Source organism: Mesorhizobium sp. AR07, assembly GCF_024746815.1.
In the GTDB taxonomy this organism is placed as follows: Bacteria; Pseudomonadota; Alphaproteobacteria; order Rhizobiales; family Rhizobiaceae; genus Mesorhizobium.
In genome coordinates this window covers 4,807,105-4,829,621 of the sequence record NZ_CP080525.1, presented here as the reverse complement: position 1 = coordinate 4,829,621, position 22,517 = coordinate 4,807,105, and the positions used below count along the sequence as shown (strand labels likewise).

Sequence of the window (22,517 nt, the reverse complement as noted above, 5' to 3'; positions counted from 1 at the left end):
TGGACAGAGCGACGATGGACGAACGGGTACCTCGCGACTTCGAGACGCTGCGCGCCACCATCCTGGACCGGCGCGAAAGCCTGCCGAAGCGCATCGCCCAGATCGCCGCCTATGCGCTCGACAATCCCGACGACATCGCCTTCGGCACCGCCGCCAGCATCGCCGCCTCGGCAGGCGTACAGCCGTCGACCTTGATCCGTTTTGCCCAGCAGCTTGGCTTCGACGGCTTCACCAGCCTGCAGCAGGTGTTTCGCGAGCGGCTGCGCGAGCGCAACTCCTCCTATGACGAACGCTTGCAGGCGCTGCGCGCCAAGGCCGAGGGCGGCGCCGGCCACCGGGCGATCTTCGACGGCTTCGTCGCCGCCGCCAGCACCTCGCTCAACGACATTTCGCGCACGCTGGACGAAGCGCATCTGGAAGACGCGATTTCCCTGCTGGCAAAGGCAGAGACCATCTATGTGCTGGCCAAGCGCCGCTCCTATCCGGTCGCAACCTACATCGCCTATGCGCTGGGCAAGTTGAAGATCCGCAACCAGTTGATCGAATCGGCCGCCGGGCTGAACGCCGAGATGGTTGCATTCGCCACGCCGGCGGACGCCGTCATCGCCATCAGCTTCTCGCCCTACGCGCCGGCCACCATCGATGAGGCGCGCATCATTTCGGAACAGGGCGTGCCGATCGTCGCCATCACCGACAGCTCGTTTTCGCCGCTCGCCCAGTTCGCCAGGGTCTGGTTCGAGGTTGCCGAGGCGGATTTCGCCGGCTTCCGCTCGCTGTCGGCGACGATGGCGCTGGCCATGGCGCTGACCGTCGGCGTCGGCGAGAAGCGGCGCGACACTGGCCGCAAGCGCAAGGCTTGAGCGGGTCTTTCTTTCTCCTTGACTATGATCTTTTCCGAAAGCCGGCAGTCCCTTTTCGCTTACGCGGTCCTGCGGTTCGGGATCATGGTCGGGCAAATTTAGGCCGGGGAACGCTCATTCCATATTGACTATGGATTGGAATTATTATTTCATATTCCCGGCGCCACGCTGCCGCTCGCGCGTGTACCCCAAGACAACAAGGCCGACGGGAGGTTCCAATGAGCGAAGCCGTGGACGCGAAACAGGCGCCGCTCGACGTCATCACCATCGGTCGCGCTTCCGTCGACCTTTATGGCCAGCAGATCGGCTCGCGGCTGGAGGACATCACCTCGTTCGCCAAGTCGGTCGGCGGCTGCCCGGCCAACATCTCGGTCGGTACGGCCAGGCTCGGCCTGCGCTCGGCGCTGCTCACCCGCGTCGGCGACGAGCATATGGGCCGCTTCATCCGCGAGCAGCTGACGCGCGAAGGCGTCAATGTCGACGGGCTGAAAACCGACAAGGAGCGGCTGACCGCGCTGGTGCTGCTGTCGGTCGAGGACGAAGGCGTCTCGCCGATGATCTTCTACCGCTCAGACTGCGCCGACATGGCGCTGGCGCCGGAAGACGTCGACGAGGCCTTCATCGCCTCGGCGCGTTCCATCGTCGTCACCGGCACGCATTTTTCCCGCCCCAACAGCGATGCCGCCCAGCGCAAGGCGATCCGCATCATCAAGGCCAAGGGCGGCAAGGTGGTGTTCGACATCGACTATCGGCCGAACCTCTGGGGCCTCGCCGGCCATGCCGAAGGGTTCGAGCGCTATGTCAAATCGGACCGGGTCTCAGCCCAGCTGAAGACGGTGCTGCCCGATTGCGATCTGATCGTCGGCACCGAGGAAGAAATCATGATCGCGTCGGGCGCCGACGACTGCCTGAGCGCCTTGAAGACGATCCGCTCGCTGTCTTCGGCGACCATCGTTCTGAAGCGCGGCGCCATGGGCTGCATCGTCTATGATGGGCCGATCAGCGACGATCTCGAGGACGGTGTCGTCGGCAAGGGTTTTCCGATCGAGATCTACAATGTGCTCGGCGCCGGCGACGCCTTCATGTCCGGCTTCCTGCGCGGCTGGCTGGGTGGCGAAGACCACGCGACGGCGGCGACCTGGGCCAATGCCTGCGGTGCCTTCGCCGTGTCGCGGCTGCTCTGCGCGCCGGAATACCCGACCTTCGAGGAGTTGCAGTTCTTCCTCAAGAACGGCAGCAAGCATCGGGCGCTGCGCAAGGACGAGGCGATCAACCACATCCATTGGGCGACCACCCGTCGGCGCGACATTCCCTCGCTGATGGCGCTTGCCTGCGACCACCGCGTCCAGCTCGAGGATGTCGCGGCGAAGGCTGGTGCCGATCCGGCGCGCATCCGCGATTTCAAGGTGCTGGCGGTCAAGGCAGCGGCCAAGGTTGCCGCCGGCCGCGACGGCTACGGCATGCTGATAGACGAGAAACACGGCCGCGAGGCGATGTTCGAATTCGCCCGCCACCCCTTCGCCTGGCTCGGACGCCCGGTCGAGCTGCCGGGCTCGCGGCCGCTGCGTTTCGAGTTCTCGCAGGACATCGGCTCTCAGCTCGTGGAATGGCCGGTCGACCACTGCATCAAGTGCCTGTGCTTCTATCATCCAGACGATCCGGCGGCACTCAAGGAAGAGCAGCAGCAGAAGCTGCGCGCGCTGTTCGAGGCCGCGCGGAAAGTCGGCAGGGAACTTCTCGTCGAGATCATCGCCGGCAAGCATGGCAAGCTCGACGACACGACGATCCCGCGCGCGCTGGAGGAACTCTATGCGCTCGGCATCAAGCCGGACTGGTGGAAGCTCGAGCCGCAGGCTTCGGCCGGCGCCTGGGCCAAGATCGAAGCGGTGATCCTGAAGCACGATCCGTGGTGCCGCGGCGTCGTGCTGCTTGGTCTCGAAGCGCCGCAGGACGAGCTGGAAGCGGCCTTCGCCGCGACCGCCAAGGCGCCCATCGTCAAGGGGTTTGCCGTCGGCCGCACCATCTTCGTCCACGCGGCCGAACAATGGCTGGCCGGCAAGATGTCTGACGACGAGGCTGTCGCCGACATGGCGTCGCGCTTCGAACAGCTGACCGAAGCGTGGCTTGCCGCGCGCGGCCGCAAAGCAGCATAAGAAGGCGCGGCATAGGACTGCGGAGGAAAACACCATGAGCAAGACAATCCGCCTGACGATGGCGCAGGCGCTGGCCCGCTTTCTCAGCAAGCAGATGACCGAGATCGACGGCAAGACCATGCCGATCTTCGGTGGCGTCTGGGCGATCTTCGGCCATGGCAATGTCGCCGGCATCGGCGAAGCGCTCTACCAGGTGCGCGACGAATTGCCGACCTTCCGCGCCCACAATGAGCAGGCGATGGCGCATGCGGCGATCGCCTATGCCAAGGCCAATTTCCGCCGCCGTTTCATGGCCGCGACCTCTTCGATCGGCCCCGGCGCGCTCAACATGGTGACGGCGGCGGCACTCGCCCACGTCAACCGGCTGCCGGTGCTGTTTCTCCCCGGCGACGTCTTTGCCAACCGCATTCCCGATCCGGTGCTGCAGCAGGCCGAGGATTTCTCCGACGGCACGGCGACGGTCAATGACTGCTTTAAGCCCGTGTCGCGCTATTTCGACCGCATCACGCGGCCGGAGCAGATCATCCCGGCGCTGAACCGCGCCATGCAGGTGCTGACGGATCCGGCCGATTGCGGCCCGGTGACGCTGTCGCTCTGCCAGGATGTGCAGGCCGAGGCCTATGACTATCCCGAGAGCTTCTTTGCCGAGCGGGTCTGGCACCAGCGCCGGCCGCGTCCGGACCGCCACGAGCTTGCCGCCGCGGTGGCAGCGCTCAAGGGTGCGAAGAAGCCGCTGGTGATCGCCGGCGGCGGCGTGCTCTATTCCCAGGCTTCGGACGAGCTGGCGAAATTCGCCGGGGGCGCCGGCATTCCGGTCTGCGAGACGCAAGGCGGCAAATCCTCGCTGCCCGACAATCATCCGCTCAATATGGCGGCGGTCGGCGTCACCGGCACCTCGGCCGCCAACCGGCTAGCTGAAGAGGCTGATGTCGTGCTGGCCATCGGCACGCGGCTGCAGGATTTCACCACCGGTTCGTGGGCGCTGTTCAAGAATTCCGGCAAGACCATCATCGGCTTGAATGTGCAGCCTTTCGACGCCGGCAAGCATCGGGCGCTGCCGCTGGTCACTGACGCGGCCGAAGGGCTCGCCGAACTCGGAGCGGCGCTGAAGGGCTGGAAGGCGCCTTCCGCCTGGACCGACAATGCAGCCACCGGCAAGAAGGCCTGGCAGGCCGATGCGGCCAAGGTGACGGCATCGACCAATGCCGCCTATCCGTCCGATGCGCAGGTGATCGGCGCCGTGCAGCGCGCCATGGGCTCCGGCGTGACGCTGTTGCATGCCGCCGGCGGCCTGCCCGGCGAATTGCACAAGCTGTGGCAAGCGGGCGCGCCAGGCTCGTATCACGCCGAATACGGCTTCTCGACCATGGGTTACGAGATTGCCGGCGGGCTCGGCGCCAAGATGGCGAAGCCCGACGAGGAGGTCGTCGTCATGATCGGCGACGGCTCCTACCTGATGCTGAATTCCGAGATCGCCACCTCGGTGATGCTCGGCCTCAAGCTGACCATCGTGCTGCTCGACAACAGGGGTTATGGCTGCATCAACCGGCTGCAGATGGCAACCGGCGGCGCCAACTTCAACAATCTCCTGAAGGACTCGCGCCACGAGGTCCTGCCCGACATCGACTTCGCCGCGCATGCGGCGAGCATGGGGGCGATTGCCGAAAAAGTGCCGTCGATCGCCGGGCTGGAAAACGCCCTGCAAAAGGCAAAGAAGAACGACCGCACCACCGTTCTCGTCATCGACACCGATCCGCTGGTTTCCACCGATGCCGGCGGCACGTGGTGGGATGTGGCGGTGCCGGAAGTCTCGGCGCGAGCCCAGGTGAACGCGGCGCGCAAGGCCTATGACGAGAAGCGGCAGATGCAGACGATTGGAGATTGATGTCGGCGCTGGCAAGCCCCCACCTCCCCCTTGTGGGGAGGTCGGACCGCAGGTCCGGGTGGGGGCCGGCGCCGCCCCCACCCCGCTGCTTCGCAGCGACCCTCCCCACAAGGGGGAGGGTGGACCCGAACTGAAACCGGAGTGACGACTTGAAAGCCAAACTGGGCATGTCCCCCATTGCGTGGTGGAATGACGATCTTGCTGAACTCAGCGATGACGTGTCGCTGGAGGAGTGTTTGCGCCAGTCGCGGTCGGCCGGCTTCACCGGCATGGAAATGGGCCGGCGTTTTCCCAATGATCCCGATGTCATGCTGCCGATCCTTAAAAAGGCCGATGTGACGCTGTGCGGCGGCTGGTTCTCCGGCACGCTGGTCGATGAGGAGATGGCCAGGAATAAGGACCGTATCCAGCCGATGATCGATCTGTTCAAGGCGGTGAAGGCGCCTTGCATCGTCTATGGCGAGGTCGGCCGCTCGATCCAGGGCGACCGCTCGAAGCCGCTCGCCACCAAGCCGAAGCTTTCGGACGACGAGATGAAGGCGTATGCCAAGCGCCTCACCGAATTCGGCGAATGGTGCGCGGAGCAAGGCATGCCGCTTTCCTATCACCACCACATGGCGGCGGTGGTCGAGACGGAGCCGGAACTCGACGCCTTCATGAATTATTCCGGAGCCGGCATTCCGCTGCTGCTCGATGCGGGGCACCTCGCCTTTGCCGGCGGCGACGTTTTGCGCGCCATCGACAACCATCACAAGCGCATCAGCCATGTGCATGTGAAGGACGTGCGCATGGGCGTGATCGACAAGCTCGACCGTACGAAGCAATCCTTCCTCGACGCGGTGGCGCTGGGCGCCTTCACGGTGCCGGGGGACGGCTCGCTGAATTTCGGCGCCATCGTGCAACGCTTCGCCGACCATGGCTACGAGGGTTGGTTCGTGGTCGAGGCTGAGCAGGATCCGAAGAAGAACCCGCCGCTCAAGATGGCCGAGGTCGGCCACAAGGAATTGATGCGGGTGATGACGGCCGCCGGCTACACGGTCGAGACACAAGGTTTTCCAAATGCCTAGGGCCAAATGCCCAGGGCTTCCCGAATGCCTGATGTGCTGGTTCTCGGCGAAGCCGGGTTGCTGTAGGTTGCCCGGATGAAAGATTCCGAGCACCCATTCTTCCGGCCTTTGTGGCGGCGCGTCGCGGTCGTCGCGGTCTGCGTCATCTGGTCGATCATCGAATTCGCCACCGGCACGCCGTTCTGGGGCGTGATCGCGCTCGGCTTCGCCGGCTATGGCGTGTGGCAGTTTTTCTATCTCTACAAGCCGGCCGACGCGAGCAAGGCAACGACCGAGCCCGAACCGAAGGAGTGACCCGGATGTCGAAGCTGCTGGTGAAGGCGCAAAAGGGCCAAGGCCGCGTCGCCCATGTGACGCCACAAATCGCCGGCTGGACCTATGTCGGTTTCGATCTGTATCGACTTAAGCCCGGCGAAAGCGCCTCCGGGAAGACGGGCGATCGTGAAGTCTGCCTGGTGTTCGTTACCGGCAAGGGCACGGCCTCCGCCGGCGGAAAGGAGCTCGGCCTGCTCGGCGAGCGCATGTCGCCTTTCGAGGGTAAACCGTGGTCGGTCTACATACCCGAGGGATCGGACTGGTCGGTTACATCAGACACAGACCTCGAACTCGCCGTCTGCTCGGCGCCGGGCCTTGGCGGCGGCCTGCCGGTTCGGGTGATCGGACCGGACGATCTCGGCCAGGAGGTGCGCGGCAAGGGCACCAACACGCGCTACATCACCAACATATTGCCGGAGGGCCAGCCGGCCGATTCATTGCTGGTGGTCGAGGTCATCACGCCCGGCGGCCACACGTCGAGCTACCCGCCGCACAAGCATGACCAGGACAATCTGCCTGATGAATCCTATCTCGAGGAAACCTATTATCATCGCCTCAACCCGCCGCAGGGCTTTGCCTTCCAGCGCGTCTACACCGACGCCGACAAGAATGGCCATCGGGCGCTCGACGAAGCCATGGCGATCGAGGACGGCGATGTCGTGCTGGTGCCCAAGGGTTATCATCCCTGCGCTGCCTGCCACGGCTATGACCTTTACTATCTCAATGTGATGGCCGGGCCGAAGCGGACGTGGAAATTCCACAACGCGCCCGAGCACGAATGGTTGATGAAGGCCTGACGGAGCATTTTGCAGCCAAGTGGGTTCGCTTGGCGTCACACAAATGCGGCCAAACAAAATAACCTGGATTCATCCGTCCGATGGATCCAGGTCGCACGTTTCGGGTGGAGCTATTGGTCCAGCTTGGAAAAATCGTCGGCTAAGGACTGTCTGGGTCGATTTGCCTTCGAAAACCCTTCAAAGCTTCGTCAATCCGTCATGGAAATCACCTATGGCAGCGGGACCAATGCATGTTGCCCAAAAGTGCCCAGCGGTTTTGGGATGACGACATGCTAAAAACAAAGACTTAAAGCGCGTCGCACCATCTCTTCGAACGCGGCGCGCTTTAACGAGGACTTTCTATGCGCTACGCTATCTATTTCACCCCCCGGCAGGACGAGTCTCTGGCTCGGATCGCCGCCAATTGGCTGGGCCGCGACCCGTTTGGTGCCGCGACAAGGCCGGTTGAGGCGGTAGCCGGTCTTTCAGCGGCGGAAGTCGCCTTCCACACCGCTTCGGCGCGGCGCTACGGTTTTCATGCGACGCTGAAAGCACCCTTCCGGCTGGCTGCGAACGAGACAGAAGCCTCGCTGCGCGCGGCACTTGACCATTTTGCCGAGGCGACGCCGGTGGTGACGATCCCGCGTCTTGTCGTCAGCCAGATCGACGGCTTCTTCGCGCTGGTGCCGGAAGGACCGCTGCCTCAGCTCAACCGCTTCGCCGACGATGTGGTGCTGGGTTTCGACCGGTTTCGCGCGCCGTTGACCGAGGCGGAGATCGAGCGGCGCAGCCCGGATTCGCTGAAGCCGGCCGAGTTCCGCAATCTCTGCCAGTGGGGCTACCCCTATGTCTTCGAGACCTTTCGCTTCCACATGACGCTGTCCGGCCGGACGGCGTCACAGGAAAGCCCTCGTCTTCGCCTAGCAATCGACAGCCTGTTTACGGAAGTGCTGCAACTGCCGGTGCTGGTTGACGCGCTGACGCTGTTTGTCGAACCCGAACCGGGCGCACCGTTCATGGTGCTCTCCCATCACGCGCTCGGGCGCCGCGCCGCCAGAAAAACTGCCTGAATAACCCTGCCTGAATAACCCCAGCAGGAACAACCAAGGACTGCCTGAAATGACCGCCGAAACTGTTCTTCATAACGCGCGCATCGTGCTTGCCGACGAGATCGTCGAGGGTTCGCTGGTGCTGCGCGACGGCTTTATCGCCGGCATCGATGCCGGCACTGGCCAAACCGGCGGGACCATGGCCGGCGAGGATATGGGCGGCGACTACATTATTCCCGGACTGGTCGAACTGCACACCGATCATCTCGAGGGCCACTACGCGCCGCGGCCAAAGGTGCGCTGGAATCCGATCGCCGCCGTGCTCGCCCATGACGCGCAGGTGGCGACGGCCGGCATCACCACCGTGCTCGATGCCTTGCGCGTCGGCATGGACGAGGACGCCGACCTGACATCCGCCGACATCCGCAAGCTGGCCGACGCGATCGAGGACAGTGTCCAGCAGGATCGTCTGCGGGCCGATCATTTCATTCATCTGCGCTGCGAGGTTTCGGCGCCGGACTGCCTCAAGGCCTTCGCCAATTTCGACGGCGACGAACGGGTCAAGCTGGCATCGCTGATGGACCACGCGCCCGGCCAGCGCCAGTTCGTCAATCTCGAGACCTATGCCTATTACTACCAGCGCAAGCTGAAATTGACCGACCGCGACTTCAAGCTGTTCTGCGAAAAGCGGATGGGGGAATCGGCGCGCAATTCGGCACCGAACCGCGCGGTGATCGCCGCCGCCTGCCATGAGCGCGGCATCGTGCTGGCCAGCCATGACGACGCCACCCTTGGCCATGTCGGCGAGGCGATTGAACAGGGCGTGCGCGTCGCCGAGTTCCCGACCACGGAAGAAGCCGCCAGGGCCTCGAAACAGGCCGGGCTCGGCGTCTTGATGGGCGCGCCCAACGTCATGCGCGGCGCCTCGCATTCGGGCAATGTCTCGGCCCGCATGCTGGCCAGCGACGGCCTGCTCGATATCTTGTCGTCCGACTATATTCCGTTCAGCCTGATCCAGTCGGCCTTCTTCCTCGGCGATGTCGTCGAAGGCATATCGCTACCGCAGGCGGTGGCCATGGTTTCGAAGAACCCGGCCGAAGCGGTTGGCCTGACCGATCGCGGCATCATCGAGCAGGGCCGGCGCGCCGATCTGGTTCGCGTGCGCGTCGACGACCATGTTCCGGTGGTGCGCACGGTCTGGCGGCAGGGACGCCGCGTGGCATGATGGTGTCGGCCTTGATCGAGCGTGAGTTGTCGGCCGAGACGTTTCCGATCCGCGACGGCGTGTTCATCGCCGTCGTCGGGCCAAGCGGCGCCGGCAAGGACACGGTGATCGGCTACGCCCGCGCCCGCTTCGCCGACGAGACAAGGCTGGAGTTCGTCCGCCGTGTCATCACCAGGCCAAGCGATGCCGCGAGCGAGGATCACGACACGCTGGCCGACGCCGCCTTCGTCGAAGCCGAAGCCGACGGCGCTTTCGCCATCTCCTGGGAGGCGCATGGCTTGCGTTATGGCATCCCGGTCGATGTCGACTGGTCTGTCGCCAACGGCCGTGTTGCCGTGGCCAACGTGTCGCGCGCGATCATCCCGGTGTTGCGTGAGCGTTACGCCAATCTGGCTGTCGTCGAGATCAACGCCACGCCGGACGTGCTGGCCGAGCGGCTGGCGATGCGCGGCCGTGAATCGCGCGGCGAGGTGCTGGCGCGGCTGGCGCGCAGCGCCAATGTGACTTTGTCCGGCCCTGACGTCACCTCGATCGACAACAGCGGCCCACGCGAGGTGGCCGGCGAACGCTTCGCCGAGGTGCTGCGCAAGGCGATGGCCTTTTCCGACATATCGGGCTTGATCTAGAGCAATTCCAGGAAAAGTGTGAAACGGTTTTCCCGGGAAAAGCGCATAGCGCTTTCCCTTAGGGAATTGCGTCAAAACAAAGAGTTAGAGCGGTTCGCCGTTTCCGTGAAACTGTGAACTGCTCTAGGTTCCTGTGGCTTCCGGATTCGGCTGGAGCCATGCAGGCGACAATCCGATCGCGTAGCGACTTGACGGCATCCACAATAGGATGGGAACATGGTACCGGTACCAAATTGGTCAACCGGAACTGTGTGGAGCACGCATAGACAGGCTTTATGTATTATAATAGCATACCATTATAAGTCGTGGAGGAACGTTGCGCCCCGGTCTTTCAAGGGGACGTCAGCGAGCGAAATTTTACGTCGTCGAGCGGCTTGCGCCCCGCACGAGCGATGCCGACACAGGCGCCCAAAAATGCATGGGAGGAAAACATGCGGACTTTCCTGAGAGGGGCCGGCGCCTTGCTGGCCGGCATCGTGCTGGCGCTTTCGGCACTCAAGCCGTCGATCGCTTCGGCACAGACAGTCGACGAGATCATTTCGCGCGGCAAGCTTGTCGTCGCCGTCGACACCACGACGCCGCCCTACGGTTTTCTCGACGCCAATCTGAAGCCGACCGGCTTCGACATCGAGGTCGCCAACAAGATGGGCGAAGCGCTGGGCGTACCGGTCGAATTCGTCACCGTCACCTCGCCCGGCCGAATCCCGGCGCTGCTGACCAAGCAGGTCGACGCCGTGATCTCGATCTTCTCGATCACGCCGGCGCGCGCCATCCAGATCGACTATTCGATCCCCTATGCCGGCCAGTCGGCGGTGGTGATCGCGCCGAAGAGCACCGCCATCAAGGGCGTGGCCGATCTCGTCGGCAAGAAGATCGGCCTGACCCGCGGCACCGGCGAGGACGGCCTGCTGACCGCGGCGGCCACGGCCAATCCCGGCATCGATATCCTGCGCTTCGATGATTATTCCTCGCTGCTGCAGGCGATGGTGTCGGGCCAGATCGACGCCATGGGCGGCGGTGACTATGGCGAGATCTATCTGAAGAAGGCGCAGAACGGCGACGCCTTCGAGCAGAAATATGTGCTCAAGACCTTCTATTTCGGCATCGGCGTCGCCAAGGGCAACGACAATCTGCGCCAATGGATCAACACCTGGCTGTTCAGCATGAAGACCGACGGCACGCTGGATGCGCTGTCGATGAAGTACCGAAACCAGCCGCTGCCGGCACTGCCGGTTTTCTGATCGCTTCATTCCGTGGCGGGGCCGCCATAGCATCGGCCCCGCTTGCCTGACCTCGTGACGGGATGCCCATGCAAACCGCCTTGCAATTCGGCCCGATCCTGGTGCATCTCGACCTGCTGCTGCGCGGCCTGGTGAAAACCATGCAGCTGGCGGCGCTGTCGATCCTGTTCGGCACCGCCATCGGCATCCTCGGCGCTGTCGGCCGCAGCTTCGGGCCACGATGGCTGTCGTGGCCGATCGCCTGGTATGTCGAGCTGATCCGCAACACGCCGCTCTTGATCCAGCTCTATTTCGTGTTCTTCTCGCTGCCGCTGTTCGGCTTCAAGCTGTCCAGCAACATTGCGGCCGTCGTTGCGCTCTCGATCCATCTCGGCGCCTATGCGACGGAGATCTTGCGGGCGGGGATCGAGTCCATTCCGGAAGGTCAGATCGAGGCGGCCAAGTCGCTCGGCCTCAGCCGCTACCGCATCATCCGCCATGTCATGCTGGTGCCGGCGGCACGCGCGGTCTACCCGTCGCTGTCGGCGCAGTTCATTCTGCAGATCATGGGCACCTCGATCGTCGGCGCCATTGCCGCCGAGGAATTGACGGCGGTGGCCAACAATCTGGTCATGCAGACGTTCCGCTCCTTCGAGGTCTACATCGTCATCGCCATCATCTATTTCGTGCTGGTGCAGGCCGCCAGCCTGCTCTTCGCCGGCATCGGCAAGCTCATGTTCCGCTGGAAGGTCTAGAGCATGATCCCGAAAAGTGGAATCCGGTTTCCGGAGAAGATCATGCTCAAACAGGAAGATAGAGCCGCATCCCGATTCCATCGGGATGGAACAGGCTCTAGACCATGAGCCTGCGTGATTTCGGTCCCAACGAGCTGATGTTCCTGCTGCTGGCGACGCGCTGGACGATCCTGCTGGCGCTGGTCGCCTTTGCCGGCGGCGGGCTGATCGGCCTGGTGGTGGCGGCGATCCGGGTGGCGCCGGCGCGGCCGCTGCGCTGGCTGGCGGCCGGCTACATCCAGTTCTTCATGGGCACGCCGATCCTGATCCAGCTGTTCATGGCTTATTACGGTTCATCCTTCCTCGGCTACCGGCCGGACCCGTGGGTCGCGGCGGCGGTGACCTTTTCGCTCAACGGCGGCGCCTTCTTCGGCGAGATCTTTCGCGGCGCCATCGAGGCGATCCCGAAGGGGCAGTGGGAAGCGGCGACAGCGCTCGGCTTCCGTTTTGTCAGGACGCTGCGGCTGGTGATCATCCCCCAGGCAGTGCGGCTGATGCTGCCGCCGACCGTCGGCTTCATGGTGCAGATCGTCAAGACGACGTCGATCGCCTCGCTGATCGGGCTGACCGAGCTTGCCCGCGCCGCCACACAGGTCAACACCGTGACCTTCCAGCCGGTCATGGTGTTCGGCACTGTGTCGGTCATCTACTTCGCTCTGTGCTGGCCGCTGTCGCTCTATGCCGGCTATCTCGAGCGTCGTTTCGCCACCGGAATGATGCGCAAGGTCGAGAAACCGCTGGTGATGTCGGCTGCGTAGCGCAACGGCCGCTAACCCTTGAACGCCGGCAAGGTCAGGCCCTCGACGCCGACGTCGAGCGCGAACAGCCCACCGGGATTCTTCTGGCCAACGAAATGGCTGGCCGGGCGCCTGAGCACGGCCGAGGTGACATAAAGGATGTCGAGGTCCTTGCCGCCGAATTCGCAGCAGGTCGGCAGGTCGGTCGGCAGCAGCACGGTCTGCATCAGCTTGCCCTGGGGGTCGTAGCGGCAGATTTTGCTCGTCACCGGGATGGTCACCCAGTAGCAGCCCTCGGCGTCGACGGTGGCTCCGTCGGCGACGCCGCCGGTCACCGTCATGTCGATGAAGGTGCGGCGGTTCTCGATGTCGCCGGTGGCGGCATCGAAATCATAGGCCCAGACAGCGCCGGCATGGCTGTCGGAGAAATACATGGTCTTCGAATCCGGGCTCCAGGCCAGGCCGTTGGAGCAGCCGATGCCGTCGATCATCCTGTGCACCGAAAGGTCGGGATCGAGCCGGTAGAGCGCGCCGATGAACTCGACCGGCTTGCCCGGCACCTCGAACATCGAGCCCGACCAGAAACGGCCCTGGCGATCCGGCTTGCCGTCGTTGAAGCGGGTTTCCGGCATGTGCGCTTCCGGATCGACGATCGCCTCGAATGTGCCGGTCGCCGGGTCGAAGAAATGGAAGCCGTCGGTCATGGTCAGCACCAGGCCGCCCTTTTCGCGCAGGCCGAGACAACCGAGATATTCCGGCGTCTCGAAGACCTCGTCCTTGCCGGTTGAGGGATCGTAGCGATGGATCAGCTTCTTCCAGATGTCGATCCACCAGAGAACGCCGGCCTTGGGGTCCCAAAGCGTGCCTTCACCCAGCTCCGCGCCGGCATCGACGACGCAAATGATTTCGACCATGGTCAGCCCTCTTTTCCGCGCAGTCTGCCGCCGAGGCCGGCGAAGGTTTCGCTGCCGATCGATACGGTGAGCAGGATCACCGCGCCATAGACGATGAGCAGCGCGCCGCTCGACAGGTTCAGTGCCGGGAGCAGGCCGGTCAGGATGGTCAGCACCATGGCGCCGGCGACTGTGCCGAGATAGTGGCCGCTGCCGCCAAGGATCGAGGCGCCGCCGATGGCCACCGCCGCGATCGAGGTGAACAGATAGGCGTCGCCCATGCCGAGATAGGCCTGCCCGGAATAGCCGGTCAGAAGCATGCCGGCGAAGGCAGCGGTGAGGCCGGAGATGACATAGGTCGCGATGGTGGTGCGCGCCGTCGGCACGCCGGAGAATTCGGCGACCGTGGCGCTGGTGCCGAGCGCATAGAGATGGCGGCCGAACGCCGCCTTGGAGAGCAGCAGCGTCGCCACCAAGGTCAGCGCAAGCCAGATCAGCGCGATGACCGGGAAGGCGCCGATGCGCCCGACCGACAGGAACTGGATCAGAGCCGGCGCCGAGGGCGTCGGCGAGCCGCCGGTCAGCACCAGGATCAAGCCTTGCAGGATGACGTTGGTGGCCAGCGTCATGATGATTGGCGGCACGCCGAACTGGGCAACGCCGACGCCGTTGATCAGGCCGATGAAGGCGCCGCCGGCAAGCAGCAGCGGCATGACCCAGACCAGCGGCAGATCCTGGCCGCCGCACAGCAGCGCCATGACGATCGCTGCCGAATTGAGCACCCACGGCACCGACAGGTCGATGCCGCCGCCGATGATGACAAAGGTCTGGCCGAGCGCGACGATGCCGACGAAGGCCGCCAGCACGACGGTCGAGCGCATGTTGGAGACCGACAGGAAGCCCGGCGAGAACAAAGCCGTGACCAGGAGCAGTACGACCATGCCGGCATAGGCGAGCACGATGAGCCGGTTGCGGGCGAGAAAGGCGCTCATTGGACGCGACCCCTTGCGGCTTTTTCGGCGACGGAACTGGCCAGCACCGAGAGCAGCAGGATGACGCCCGAGGCGACCGGCTGCCAGTAGCTCGACACATGCAGGACGAAGACCAGATTGCCGATCAGGGTCAGCACGAAGGCGCCGATCAGCGTGCCGGCAAGATGGCCGCGGCCGCCGAACAGGCTGACGCCGCCGATGACCGCCGCCGCCACCGAAGGCAGGATATAGTCCTTGCCGATGGTCGGCGAGCCGGCGCCGGTCTGCGTCGTCAGGAACAGCGCCGCCCCCGCCGCGAACAGGCCGGACAGGCCATAGGTGACGAGATTGACATGCGTGATCGAAACGCCGGACAGGAAGGCCGACTTTTCGTTGGAGCCTGTCGCCTGGATCGTTATGCCGATGCGGGTGGCACGGAACCACCACCAGAACAGCAGCAGTGCCACCAGCATCCACACCGGGCTGGTCAGCCCGAACAGCTGCGCGTAGCCCAAGCCGACCCACCAGGACGGAACGCTGCCGCCATCGGTCGGCAGGATGATCATGGCGATGCCGTTGAGGATCGACCAGGAGGCAAGGGTGACGAGGAAGGGTTGCAGCTTGAGCAGCGAGATCAGCAAGCCGTTGAGCGCACCGATCAGGAAGCCAAGGGCCAAAATGATGATCGCCCAAAGTACGACGGTGGACGGATCGTCGGTGAAGCGTGTCGCCGCGATCACCGTGCCGAGGCTGATCATGCCGCCGATCGACAGATCGATGCCGCCGCGCACCAGCACGATGGTCTGGCCCGTCGCCGCCAGCATCAGCGTCATCGCCGCAGCTGTGTCGAGGTTGAGCTCGTCGAGCGAAAAGACACCGGATTGCAGGCTGCCATAGATGGCGACGATCAAGGCCAGCATCAGGCAAGCGACCAGGAACGGCGCGCGGTCGAGCGCACGGCCACGCCAGTCGATGCCGGGTTGCTGCATTTTCGTCTCGACCGATCTTTCCGCCACGGACACTACCATGCCTCAGGCCGCCTCGCTTTCAAGCATGGCGGCGCGCAAAATGCCGGCTTCCGAGATGCGGTCGCCCTCGAGGGTCGCGGCAATGCGGCCGTTGCGCATCACCAGCACCCGGTCGGCGACATGGACGAGCTCCGGCATGTCGCTCGAATGGAACAGGATGGCATAACCCTTGGCTGCCAGATCGCGCATCAGCTGAAAAATCTCGCCCTTGGTGCCGACATCGACGCCGCGCGTCGGGTCATAAAGCAAGAGCACGCGCGCCTGCGTCAACAGCATCTTGCCGAAGATCACTTTCTGCTGGTTACCCCCAGACAGCGTGCCGGCAAGCTGCTCCGACGTGCCGGCCTTGATGTGCAGGAAATCGACCATTTCCTTGACCAGCGCCGCTTCCTTTTGCCGGCTCAGAAAACCGTTTTCGGTGAAACGCTTGATGACCGACAGAGTCAGGTTCTCGCGCACGCTCTTGGTCAGCAGCAGGCCCTGGCCGCGCCGGTCCTCCGGCACCAGCGCGATGCCGTCCTTGCCGGTCAGCGCCTGGCGCGGATTGCCGATCGACACCGGCTTGCCCCAGAGTTCGATGCTGCCGCTGGCCTTGCCGGCGCCGAACAGCGACTGGAACAGTTCGCGCTGGCCGTGGCCCTGCAAGCCGCCGACGCCGAGCACCTCGCCCTCACGCAGCGCGAAGTCGACGCCGGAGAGCCGGCTGCCGCTCGAAAGCCCCTTGACCCTCAGCGCGATGCGATCGGTCGCGGTGGCAATGCGCTCGGGATAGAGCCGGTCGAGGTGCCGGCCGATCATCTGGGTGACGATCTCGTTGTCGGAGACGGCGTTGGCCTCATGCACCGCGATGGTGCTTCCATTGCGAAAGATGGTCAGCCGGTCGGCGATGGCGCGCACCTCGGCCATGCGATGCGAAATGAAGATGACCAGCCTGCCCTCGGCGGCCAGTTGCCGGGTGAGGTTGAGCAGCCATTCCGCCTCCCGCGCTGGCAGCGCCGAGGTCGCCTCGTCGAGGATCAGGATGCGCGGATCCTTGGCCAGGCCCTTGGCGATCTCGACGATCTGCCGTTCGGCCAGCGTCAGCCGGCGCAACTCCTGGTCGGGGCGGAGGCTCGGAAAATTGTACTTTTCGAGCAGCGCCAACGTCTTGCGGCGCATCTCGGCGCGATGGACGGTGCGCAAAAGTGTCCTTGGTTCGTGGCGAAACCAGATGTTCTGCTCGACGCTGAGGTCGGGGATCAGCGACAGTTCCTGGAAGACGGCGGCGATGCCGCGCGCCTGGGCCGCATCCGGATTGGCCGGGCGATAGTCCCGGCCGTCAACCAGGATCGAGCCGCCATCATGCCGCACCGCGCCCGACAGGATCTGGATGAAGGTGCTTTTTCCCGCACCGTTCTCGCCGAGCAGCGCGTGCACCTCGCCGGCGCGGGCACTGAATGTCGCCTCGCTCAGCGCGACGATGCCGCCATAGCGTTTGGACAGGCCTTTGACGGTGACGAGGTCCATGAATGCACTTTCGAAGGCCGTTTCTATTGTAGGCGGTCGCTTCGGGCCGATTGGCAAGGTCAGCGCCGCCCCTCATCCGCCTGCCGGCACCTTCTCCCCGTATAGTGACGGGGAGAAGGGAGCTGGCTGCACCGCCGACAATTGGCGAAATCATCGGCGAAAGCGTCTTTCTCCCCGTCACTATACGGGGAGAAAGTGCCGGCAGGGCAATGAGGGGCGGCGCCAACGCCCGATGATCCAACAATCACCCAAGCAATTGCCCGTACCAGAACTTACTTGCTGCCGGCGGCTTCCGCGGCGGTGATCTCGACCCAGTCGGGCGTGATCGGCAACGTCAGGCCCGGCGCCTGGTCGGGGAAGGCGTTTTCGCCGACCGCGATCTTGATCATCTTGGTGCCGGGGTAAAGCTGGGACTCGAAGGGATCGGTGGTGACGAAGTCGCCCTTGACCGAGACGGAGCGTTCAGCCGGCTTCTTGCCGGTGTCGAGAATGTCGACAGCCAGCTTGATCGCTTCCGACGAGAGATAGGCCGGGTTCGAGCCGAGGATGCACTTGGCGCCTTGCGTCTGTGCGCAGGTGAGTGCTGCGACATTGTAGGAGAAGCCGACGACCGGGACGATCGGCCGGCCGGCATCCTTCAGCGCCTGGATGGCGCCTGAGCCATAGCCTTGGGTCATGATGCCGTCGATTTGCGGGTTGGCGGCGAGAAGTGCCGCGACGCCCGACTGCTCCGGCCCGAGCGCGTAGTTGCCGTTGTAATAGCCGACGACCTTGATGTCGGGGTATTTGGCCAGCACCTTCTCATAGCCCTGCTGGAGTTGCGCCGAAATCGGCGCGCCGGCAAGGCCGCGGTCGAGGATGATGTTGCCCTTGCCGCCAAGCTGCTTGGCCATCCACTCGGCCATGACGGAGGGGATGCGGTCCCAGTCGGAAGCCACGGCAAAGGCGCAGGGCTCGGTCACCACCTGGTCGAAGCTGATGACGACGATGCCGGCGTCGCAGGCTTTCTTGATGGTCGGGTTGAGCGCCGAATCCGAGCCGGCGTCGACCAGAATGGCATCGGGCTTCTGGCGGATGATGTTGTTGAGCGAATTGATCTGCGCCTGGACCGTGTTCTCGACGTTTTCGATCTTGAGGTCGACACGGCCCTTCAGCGGTCCCTTGTTCACCGAAACGGTGGCGACGCGTTCCATCTGCTGGCGCCAGTCATTGCCGACGAAATTGTTCGAGAGATAGATGGTGTAGGGCTTCTTGTCCTCGGTGTGGCCTGCATGCATGCCGATCGCCATCATGGTGGCGGCAAGTGCGGCAAGACCGATGTTACGGCTCAATGATTTCATGATTTTCTCCTCCCATTTTTCGTTTCGAAATATCGACGCCATTGCCGGCGCGAATCAGTTTCCGGATGCCTCCTTGGGTGTGATCTCGACCCAGCTTGGCGTGACCGGCAGCGACAGGCCCGGCGCCAGATCGGCGAACACGGTCTTGCCGAGTTCGATCCTGACCGCCGACGAGTTGGCGGCGTATTTGGCATTGACCATATCCGTAGTCAGGCCGGGTGAGTTGAACAGCACGGTGGTCTCGGCCGGCTTCTTGCCGGTATCCAGAATGTCGACCGCGAGCTTGATCGCCTCGGCGGAAAGCGATGGCGGGTTGGCGCCCAGCCAGCACTTTGCCCCCTTGGTCTCGGCGCATACCACGCCGGTACCGTTGAAGGCGGCGGCGACGATCGGCACCAGCGGCCGGTCGGCATTCTGCAGCGCCTTGATGGCGCCGGTGCCATAGCCTTGCGAGAAGATGCCGTCGACTTCCGGGTGGGCGGCGAGCAGGCTGGCGACGCCTTCCTGTTCGGGCCCGGCAGCATAGTTGCCGTTGAAATAGCCGACGATTTGAATGTCAGGGTATTTCTTCAGCACGGCGCCAAAATTCTTCTCGAACTGCTCGGAGATCGGCGCGCCAGCGAGGCCGCGATCCATGAACACCTTGCCCTTGCCACCGAGGATGGATGCCATCCATTCCGCCTGGTTGTTGGCCATGATGTCGAAATCGGAGTGCAGCTTGTAGGCGCATTGCGCCGACACGGTCTGGTCGAAGCTGACGACGATGATGCCGGCGTCGCAGGCTTTCTTGATGGTCGGATTGAGCGCTTCCGCCGACGATGCATCGATGAGGATGGCGGCTGGTTTCTGGCGGATGATGTTGTTCAGCGAATTGATCTGCGCCTGAACGGTGTTCTCGGCATTTTCGATCTTGAGGTCGACGCGGCCCTTCAGCGGACCCTTGTTGACCGCGACATTGGCGACGCGCTCCATCTGCTGGCGCCAGTCATTACCGACGAAATTGTTCGAGAGATAGATGGTGTATGGCTTCTTGTCTTGCGTATGGCCGGGTGTCGCTCCAACGAAGGCCGCGACCCCGGCAAGCGCCACGAAGCCGGCGCACAAGCTCTTCAATTTCATGGTCTCCTCCCTGCGTTTCCTGCCCAGCCGGCGATGGACTGCGCCATCTCTATCGGATGAAGACGACAAATTGATACCGGTACCAATTGCAGTTGTCAATTTGACGGAGCTTCCCCCGAGGCTGCGTTCGAGAGTGGATTCTCACCGGATCTCCTCCCGGCAACTCCTCTTTCGGCCGGCACTCAGCCTAGCTATCATGCTATTATAATTTTATAGGCCTGTCCATGCGGCCAGCATAGGAAAATGCCGCAGCGGGCGCCCTCAGGACAGGTCGTTGGGCGCGTCGTAGGTGATGCTGAAAATATCGGCCGGGTGGCGGGCGACGGAAAACTCGATGCTGCGCTGATCCGCCGACTGATAGAGCATCTCCACCGTCAGCACGGGACTGCCCAGTCCAATGCCGAGGTCGGCGGCAACCGCCTCGTCGGCGATTTCGGCCCGCACAGTGACATGCGCCACGTCGAGGCGCAGGCCGAGATGTTTTTGCACCGAGCGAAAGATCAACACGTCGGAAAAGTCTTCCCGCTTCAGCCTGGCGCCGATGTCGGGCGGGAAATAGGTGGTGATCTGCGCCTTCCGCTGCTCGCCGATCGACAGCACGCTGCGCAGGCAATAGCCCGCTTCGTCCTTGCCCATGCCGAAATGGCGCTGGAGTACGGGAGAAACCTCCTTGCGATAGGATTTCACTGTCAGCAGCGCGTCCTTGGTGAAGGCCGCCATGTCGGCGAAATTCTTGAACTTCCAGCTCAGATTGACAGAAGGGCTGCGCGCCGCGACCACCGCCGGCTTGGCCGACCGCTTCCTGATCAGGCCATCGGCCTCGAGATCGCGAAGCGCCTGGCGCACGGTGATCAGGCTGACGCCAAAGTGCTCGGCAATGGTCGCTTCCTTCGGCAACTCGCCGCCGACCGGAAAGGTGCCATTGCCGATCGGCTCGCGCAGGATGTCGGCGAGCTGGCGGTAAAGCGGCCCGTTGGCGCGGCCGAGTGTCCGCTTGGGAAGACTGTCGATGGTGGGAACGGAGTGATCCATGAGCCTCGTCGCGCCTGTGTCGGAGCTTTTATAATAGCTTCCTTCGCCCGAGGCTAGGCAACGCCGACGACGATCGACCGGCTTAGAGCGGTTCATCGTTTCATGGAAACGCAGAACCGCTCTATCTCTTGTTTTGACGCAATTCCGGACGGAAAACCGCTACACACTTTTCCCGGAATTGCTCTAGACGAAGAGCCGAAGCGGGTTTTCGATCGCGGATTTCAGGGCCGTGAGCCACGCGGCGGCGGCCGCCTCGTCAACGCGCGCCGCATCCGCTGTCAGCAGGCAGTCGGCATGATCGCCGGCTGTGTTGACCGACACAGTCAGGCGCATGGCGCGGCCGGGCAACAGCGGCATCATCACCGGGTGGATGTCGCTCGCCGGCAGCAACCGCAGGGACAGTGCAGCCAGTTTTTCCGCCTCGTCAAGGGTGTCGGCCAGAGCCGCAAGCCTTGCTGCGCGCAGCAAAGTCAGGGGCATCTCCGGGGCTGTCGCGAACAGCGCTTGCCGGCCTGCCAGCTCCAGCGCCACCGCCGCTTCGCCGGCCTTGGCGATGTCAGGAGTTTCTCCGAATGCCCGACCCGCCGCTCGCAGCAGGATGTCGTCGATGGCGAACTTTTTTCCCGAGTTCTCCAGCGCAGCCAACAATTCACGCAATGCATCCAGCGCGATCGATGTGGCGAAGGCAGCGACGCGGGGCGCGGCAACGGGGGGCGTGGCAGCAGGCGGATTTATGGGCGCGGTAACCAGGATGAAGCCAAGCACATCGGCTGCCAGGATGCGCCCGCCGGGGCCATTGCCGCGAAGCGCTTCGAGAGAGATCGCGCGCTCGCGCGCCAGACGGCGCGCATAGGGCGAAACCGCCAGCCGCCGTGTCTGCGGGGCCATTGCGTTCATTTCAGATACCCGGCATTGACGCAGTTCGTCAGCCGGCCCTCGGCGAGATAGGCATGCACCACCTCGATCGATTTCAGCCTGAGGTCGCGCATCGAAGCGGGGCTGTAGAAGGCGGCATGCGGCGTGACGATCAGCCGGTTGGCGATCCACGGCTCGCGGCGACGCCATGCCGCCAGCAGCGGATGGTCGAGGTCGCCGGGTTCGTTCGGCAGCACGTCCAACCCGGCACCTGCGACAATGCCCTTGCGCATTGCGGCTTCCAACGCGTCGAGATCGACGATCGGGCCTCGCGCGGTGTTGATCAGCACGAGCCCTGGTTTGGCGGCGGCGAAAGCGGCGGCGCCAAGCAGCTTGCGGGTCTCTTCGCTCAACGGCGTGTGGACGCTGACCACATCCGCCCGCCCCATCAGCTCGGCCAGCGAATGCACCCGCTCGTAGCCGGTCGACAGGTCGACGCCGGACAGAAGATGCGGATCGTAAAACACCACCTTCATGTCGAAGGCAGAGGCACGGCGCGCGGTGGCCAGCCCGATGCGGCCGAGCCCGACAATGCCGAAAATGGCGCCCTTGTGCCGGCGCACCAGCGGCGCCTTGGAAAAATGCCAGCCCTCAGTGCCATTGCCCGAAAGCTCCGCGCCACAGGCAGAGGTGCCGCGCGTCAGCGCCAGCATCAGGCCGATGGCGTGGTCGGCAACTTCGGTCGTGCCATAGTCCGGCACGTTGCAGGCGGGAATCTTGCGCGCACCCCAGCCCGCCGTGTCGATGTTGTCGAAACCGACGCCGGAGCGTACCGCGATCCTGGCCCTGGGAAAGGCGGTCGGGGCGGCGGCGACATTGTGGGTCGGCGAATAGTTGATGATGGCATCGACCGTCTCGCAGACGGCCGGATCGAGCACGGCGGCCTTGTCGTTGGTCGACCTGGCGAGGATGAACTCGATGTCGGGATAATGCTCGCGCTCGAGTTCGGCTTCGTCGGCGGCTTGCCAGTTGGCGCACAGGATCTTCATGCTTGCCCTTCGGATTT

21 protein-coding genes are annotated in these 22,517 nt (G+C 63.9%); 12 read left to right on the top strand and 9 right to left on the bottom strand.

Annotated elements, in window-relative coordinates; genetic code table 11:
* Positions 1-14: 14 nt before the first annotated feature.
* The 12 genes from BPNPMPFG_RS24350 (at position 15) to BPNPMPFG_RS24295 (ending at position 12,728) form a co-directional block, all read left to right on the top strand.
* Entirely contained in the window at positions 15-860 is an 846-nt protein-coding gene (locus BPNPMPFG_RS24350; protein WP_258596898.1) for a MurR/RpiR family transcriptional regulator, read from the top strand.
* 218 nt (positions 861-1,078) lie between these two features.
* Positions 1,079-3,013 (top strand): bifunctional 5-dehydro-2-deoxygluconokinase/5-dehydro-2-deoxyphosphogluconate aldolase, encoded by a 1,935-nt coding sequence (locus BPNPMPFG_RS24345; RefSeq protein WP_258591179.1) that lies wholly within the window; start codon positions 1,079-1,081, stop codon positions 3,011-3,013.
* A gap of 34 nt (positions 3,014-3,047) precedes the next feature.
* Entirely contained in the window at positions 3,048-4,898 is a 1,851-nt protein-coding gene (iolD, locus tag BPNPMPFG_RS24340) for a 3D-(3,5/4)-trihydroxycyclohexane-1,2-dione acylhydrolase (decyclizing) (protein ID WP_258591178.1), read from the top strand.
* Between the two features lie 149 nt (positions 4,899-5,047).
* On the top strand, positions 5,048-5,965 hold the full coding sequence (gene iolE / locus BPNPMPFG_RS24335) for a myo-inosose-2 dehydratase (RefSeq protein WP_258591177.1): 918 nt from the start codon (positions 5,048-5,050) through the stop codon (positions 5,963-5,965).
* Positions 5,966-6,040: 75 nt separating this feature from the next.
* Entirely contained in the window at positions 6,041-6,259 is a 219-nt protein-coding gene (locus BPNPMPFG_RS24330; RefSeq protein WP_258591176.1) for a DUF3329 domain-containing protein, read from the top strand.
* A gap of 5 nt (positions 6,260-6,264) precedes the next feature.
* On the top strand, positions 6,265-7,077 hold the full coding sequence (iolB, locus tag BPNPMPFG_RS24325) for a 5-deoxy-glucuronate isomerase (RefSeq protein WP_258591175.1): 813 nt from the start codon (positions 6,265-6,267) through the stop codon (positions 7,075-7,077).
* Positions 7,078-7,418: 341 nt separating this feature from the next.
* A complete protein-coding gene (locus tag BPNPMPFG_RS24320) occupies positions 7,419-8,126 on the top strand; it encodes a DUF1045 domain-containing protein (protein ID WP_258591174.1) in 708 nt (235 codons plus the stop codon).
* Between the two features lie 49 nt (positions 8,127-8,175).
* On the top strand, positions 8,176-9,330 hold the full coding sequence (locus tag BPNPMPFG_RS24315) for an alpha-D-ribose 1-methylphosphonate 5-triphosphate diphosphatase (RefSeq protein WP_258591173.1): 1,155 nt from the start codon (positions 8,176-8,178) through the stop codon (positions 9,328-9,330).
* Complete coding sequence (phnN, locus tag BPNPMPFG_RS24310) at positions 9,327-9,956, top strand: phosphonate metabolism protein/1,5-bisphosphokinase (PRPP-forming) PhnN (RefSeq protein WP_258591172.1); 630 nt, start codon at positions 9,327-9,329, stop codon at positions 9,954-9,956. Before BPNPMPFG_RS24315 ends, phnN begins: the two co-directional genes overlap by 4 nt.
* Positions 9,957-10,387: 431 nt before the next feature.
* Positions 10,388-11,197, top strand: coding sequence for a transporter substrate-binding domain-containing protein (locus tag BPNPMPFG_RS24305; RefSeq protein WP_258591171.1), 810 nt, complete (start codon positions 10,388-10,390; stop codon positions 11,195-11,197).
* A 68-nt stretch (positions 11,198-11,265) separates the two neighbouring features.
* On the top strand, positions 11,266-11,931 hold the full coding sequence (locus BPNPMPFG_RS24300) for an amino acid ABC transporter permease (protein ID WP_258591170.1): 666 nt from the start codon (positions 11,266-11,268) through the stop codon (positions 11,929-11,931).
* Between the two features lie 104 nt (positions 11,932-12,035).
* Positions 12,036-12,728 (top strand): amino acid ABC transporter permease, encoded by a 693-nt coding sequence (locus BPNPMPFG_RS24295; protein WP_258591169.1) that lies wholly within the window; start codon positions 12,036-12,038, stop codon positions 12,726-12,728.
* 11 nt (positions 12,729-12,739) lie between these two features.
* Here the strand turns inward: BPNPMPFG_RS24295 and BPNPMPFG_RS24290 are convergent, their stop codons facing one another.
* The 9 genes from BPNPMPFG_RS24290 to BPNPMPFG_RS24250 all read right to left on the bottom strand — a co-directional run bounded on the left by BPNPMPFG_RS24290 (position 12,740) and on the right by BPNPMPFG_RS24250 (position 22,500).
* Complete coding sequence (locus BPNPMPFG_RS24290; protein WP_258591168.1) at positions 12,740-13,621, bottom strand: SMP-30/gluconolactonase/LRE family protein; 882 nt, start codon at positions 13,619-13,621, stop codon at positions 12,740-12,742.
* A gap of 2 nt (positions 13,622-13,623) precedes the next feature.
* Positions 13,624-14,592 carry an ABC transporter permease gene (locus tag BPNPMPFG_RS24285; RefSeq protein ID WP_258591167.1) on the bottom strand — a complete coding sequence of 323 codons (969 nt, stop codon included), beginning with the start codon at positions 14,590-14,592 and terminating at the stop codon, positions 13,624-13,626.
* Positions 14,589-15,599 carry an ABC transporter permease gene (locus BPNPMPFG_RS24280; protein WP_258591166.1) on the bottom strand — a complete coding sequence of 337 codons (1,011 nt, stop codon included), beginning with the start codon at positions 15,597-15,599 and terminating at the stop codon, positions 14,589-14,591. The genes BPNPMPFG_RS24285 and BPNPMPFG_RS24280 overlap by 4 nt, the downstream gene beginning before the upstream one ends.
* Before the next feature lie 3 nt (positions 15,600-15,602).
* The gene (locus tag BPNPMPFG_RS24275; protein WP_258591165.1) at positions 15,603-17,105 is read right to left on the bottom strand and encodes a sugar ABC transporter ATP-binding protein; all 1,503 of its coding nucleotides are present in this window, start codon (positions 17,103-17,105) and stop codon (positions 15,603-15,605) included.
* Between the two features lie 272 nt (positions 17,106-17,377).
* Positions 17,378-18,445 carry a sugar ABC transporter substrate-binding protein gene (locus BPNPMPFG_RS24270; RefSeq protein WP_258591164.1) on the bottom strand — a complete coding sequence of 356 codons (1,068 nt, stop codon included), beginning with the start codon at positions 18,443-18,445 and terminating at the stop codon, positions 17,378-17,380.
* 54 nt (positions 18,446-18,499) lie between these two features.
* On the bottom strand, positions 18,500-19,564 hold the full coding sequence (locus BPNPMPFG_RS24265) for a substrate-binding domain-containing protein (protein WP_258591163.1): 1,065 nt from the start codon (positions 19,562-19,564) through the stop codon (positions 18,500-18,502).
* A gap of 261 nt (positions 19,565-19,825) precedes the next feature.
* A complete protein-coding gene (locus BPNPMPFG_RS24260; protein WP_258591162.1) occupies positions 19,826-20,596 on the bottom strand; it encodes a GntR family transcriptional regulator in 771 nt (256 codons plus the stop codon).
* 183 nt (positions 20,597-20,779) lie between these two features.
* Positions 20,780-21,493, bottom strand: coding sequence for an E3 binding domain-containing protein (locus tag BPNPMPFG_RS24255; RefSeq protein WP_258591161.1), 714 nt, complete (start codon positions 21,491-21,493; stop codon positions 20,780-20,782).
* Positions 21,490-22,500, bottom strand: a complete 1,011-nt coding sequence (locus BPNPMPFG_RS24250) for a C-terminal binding protein (protein ID WP_258591160.1) — start codon at positions 22,498-22,500, stop codon at positions 21,490-21,492. The genes BPNPMPFG_RS24255 and BPNPMPFG_RS24250 overlap by 4 nt, the downstream gene beginning before the upstream one ends.
* Positions 22,501-22,517 lie beyond the last annotated feature (17 nt).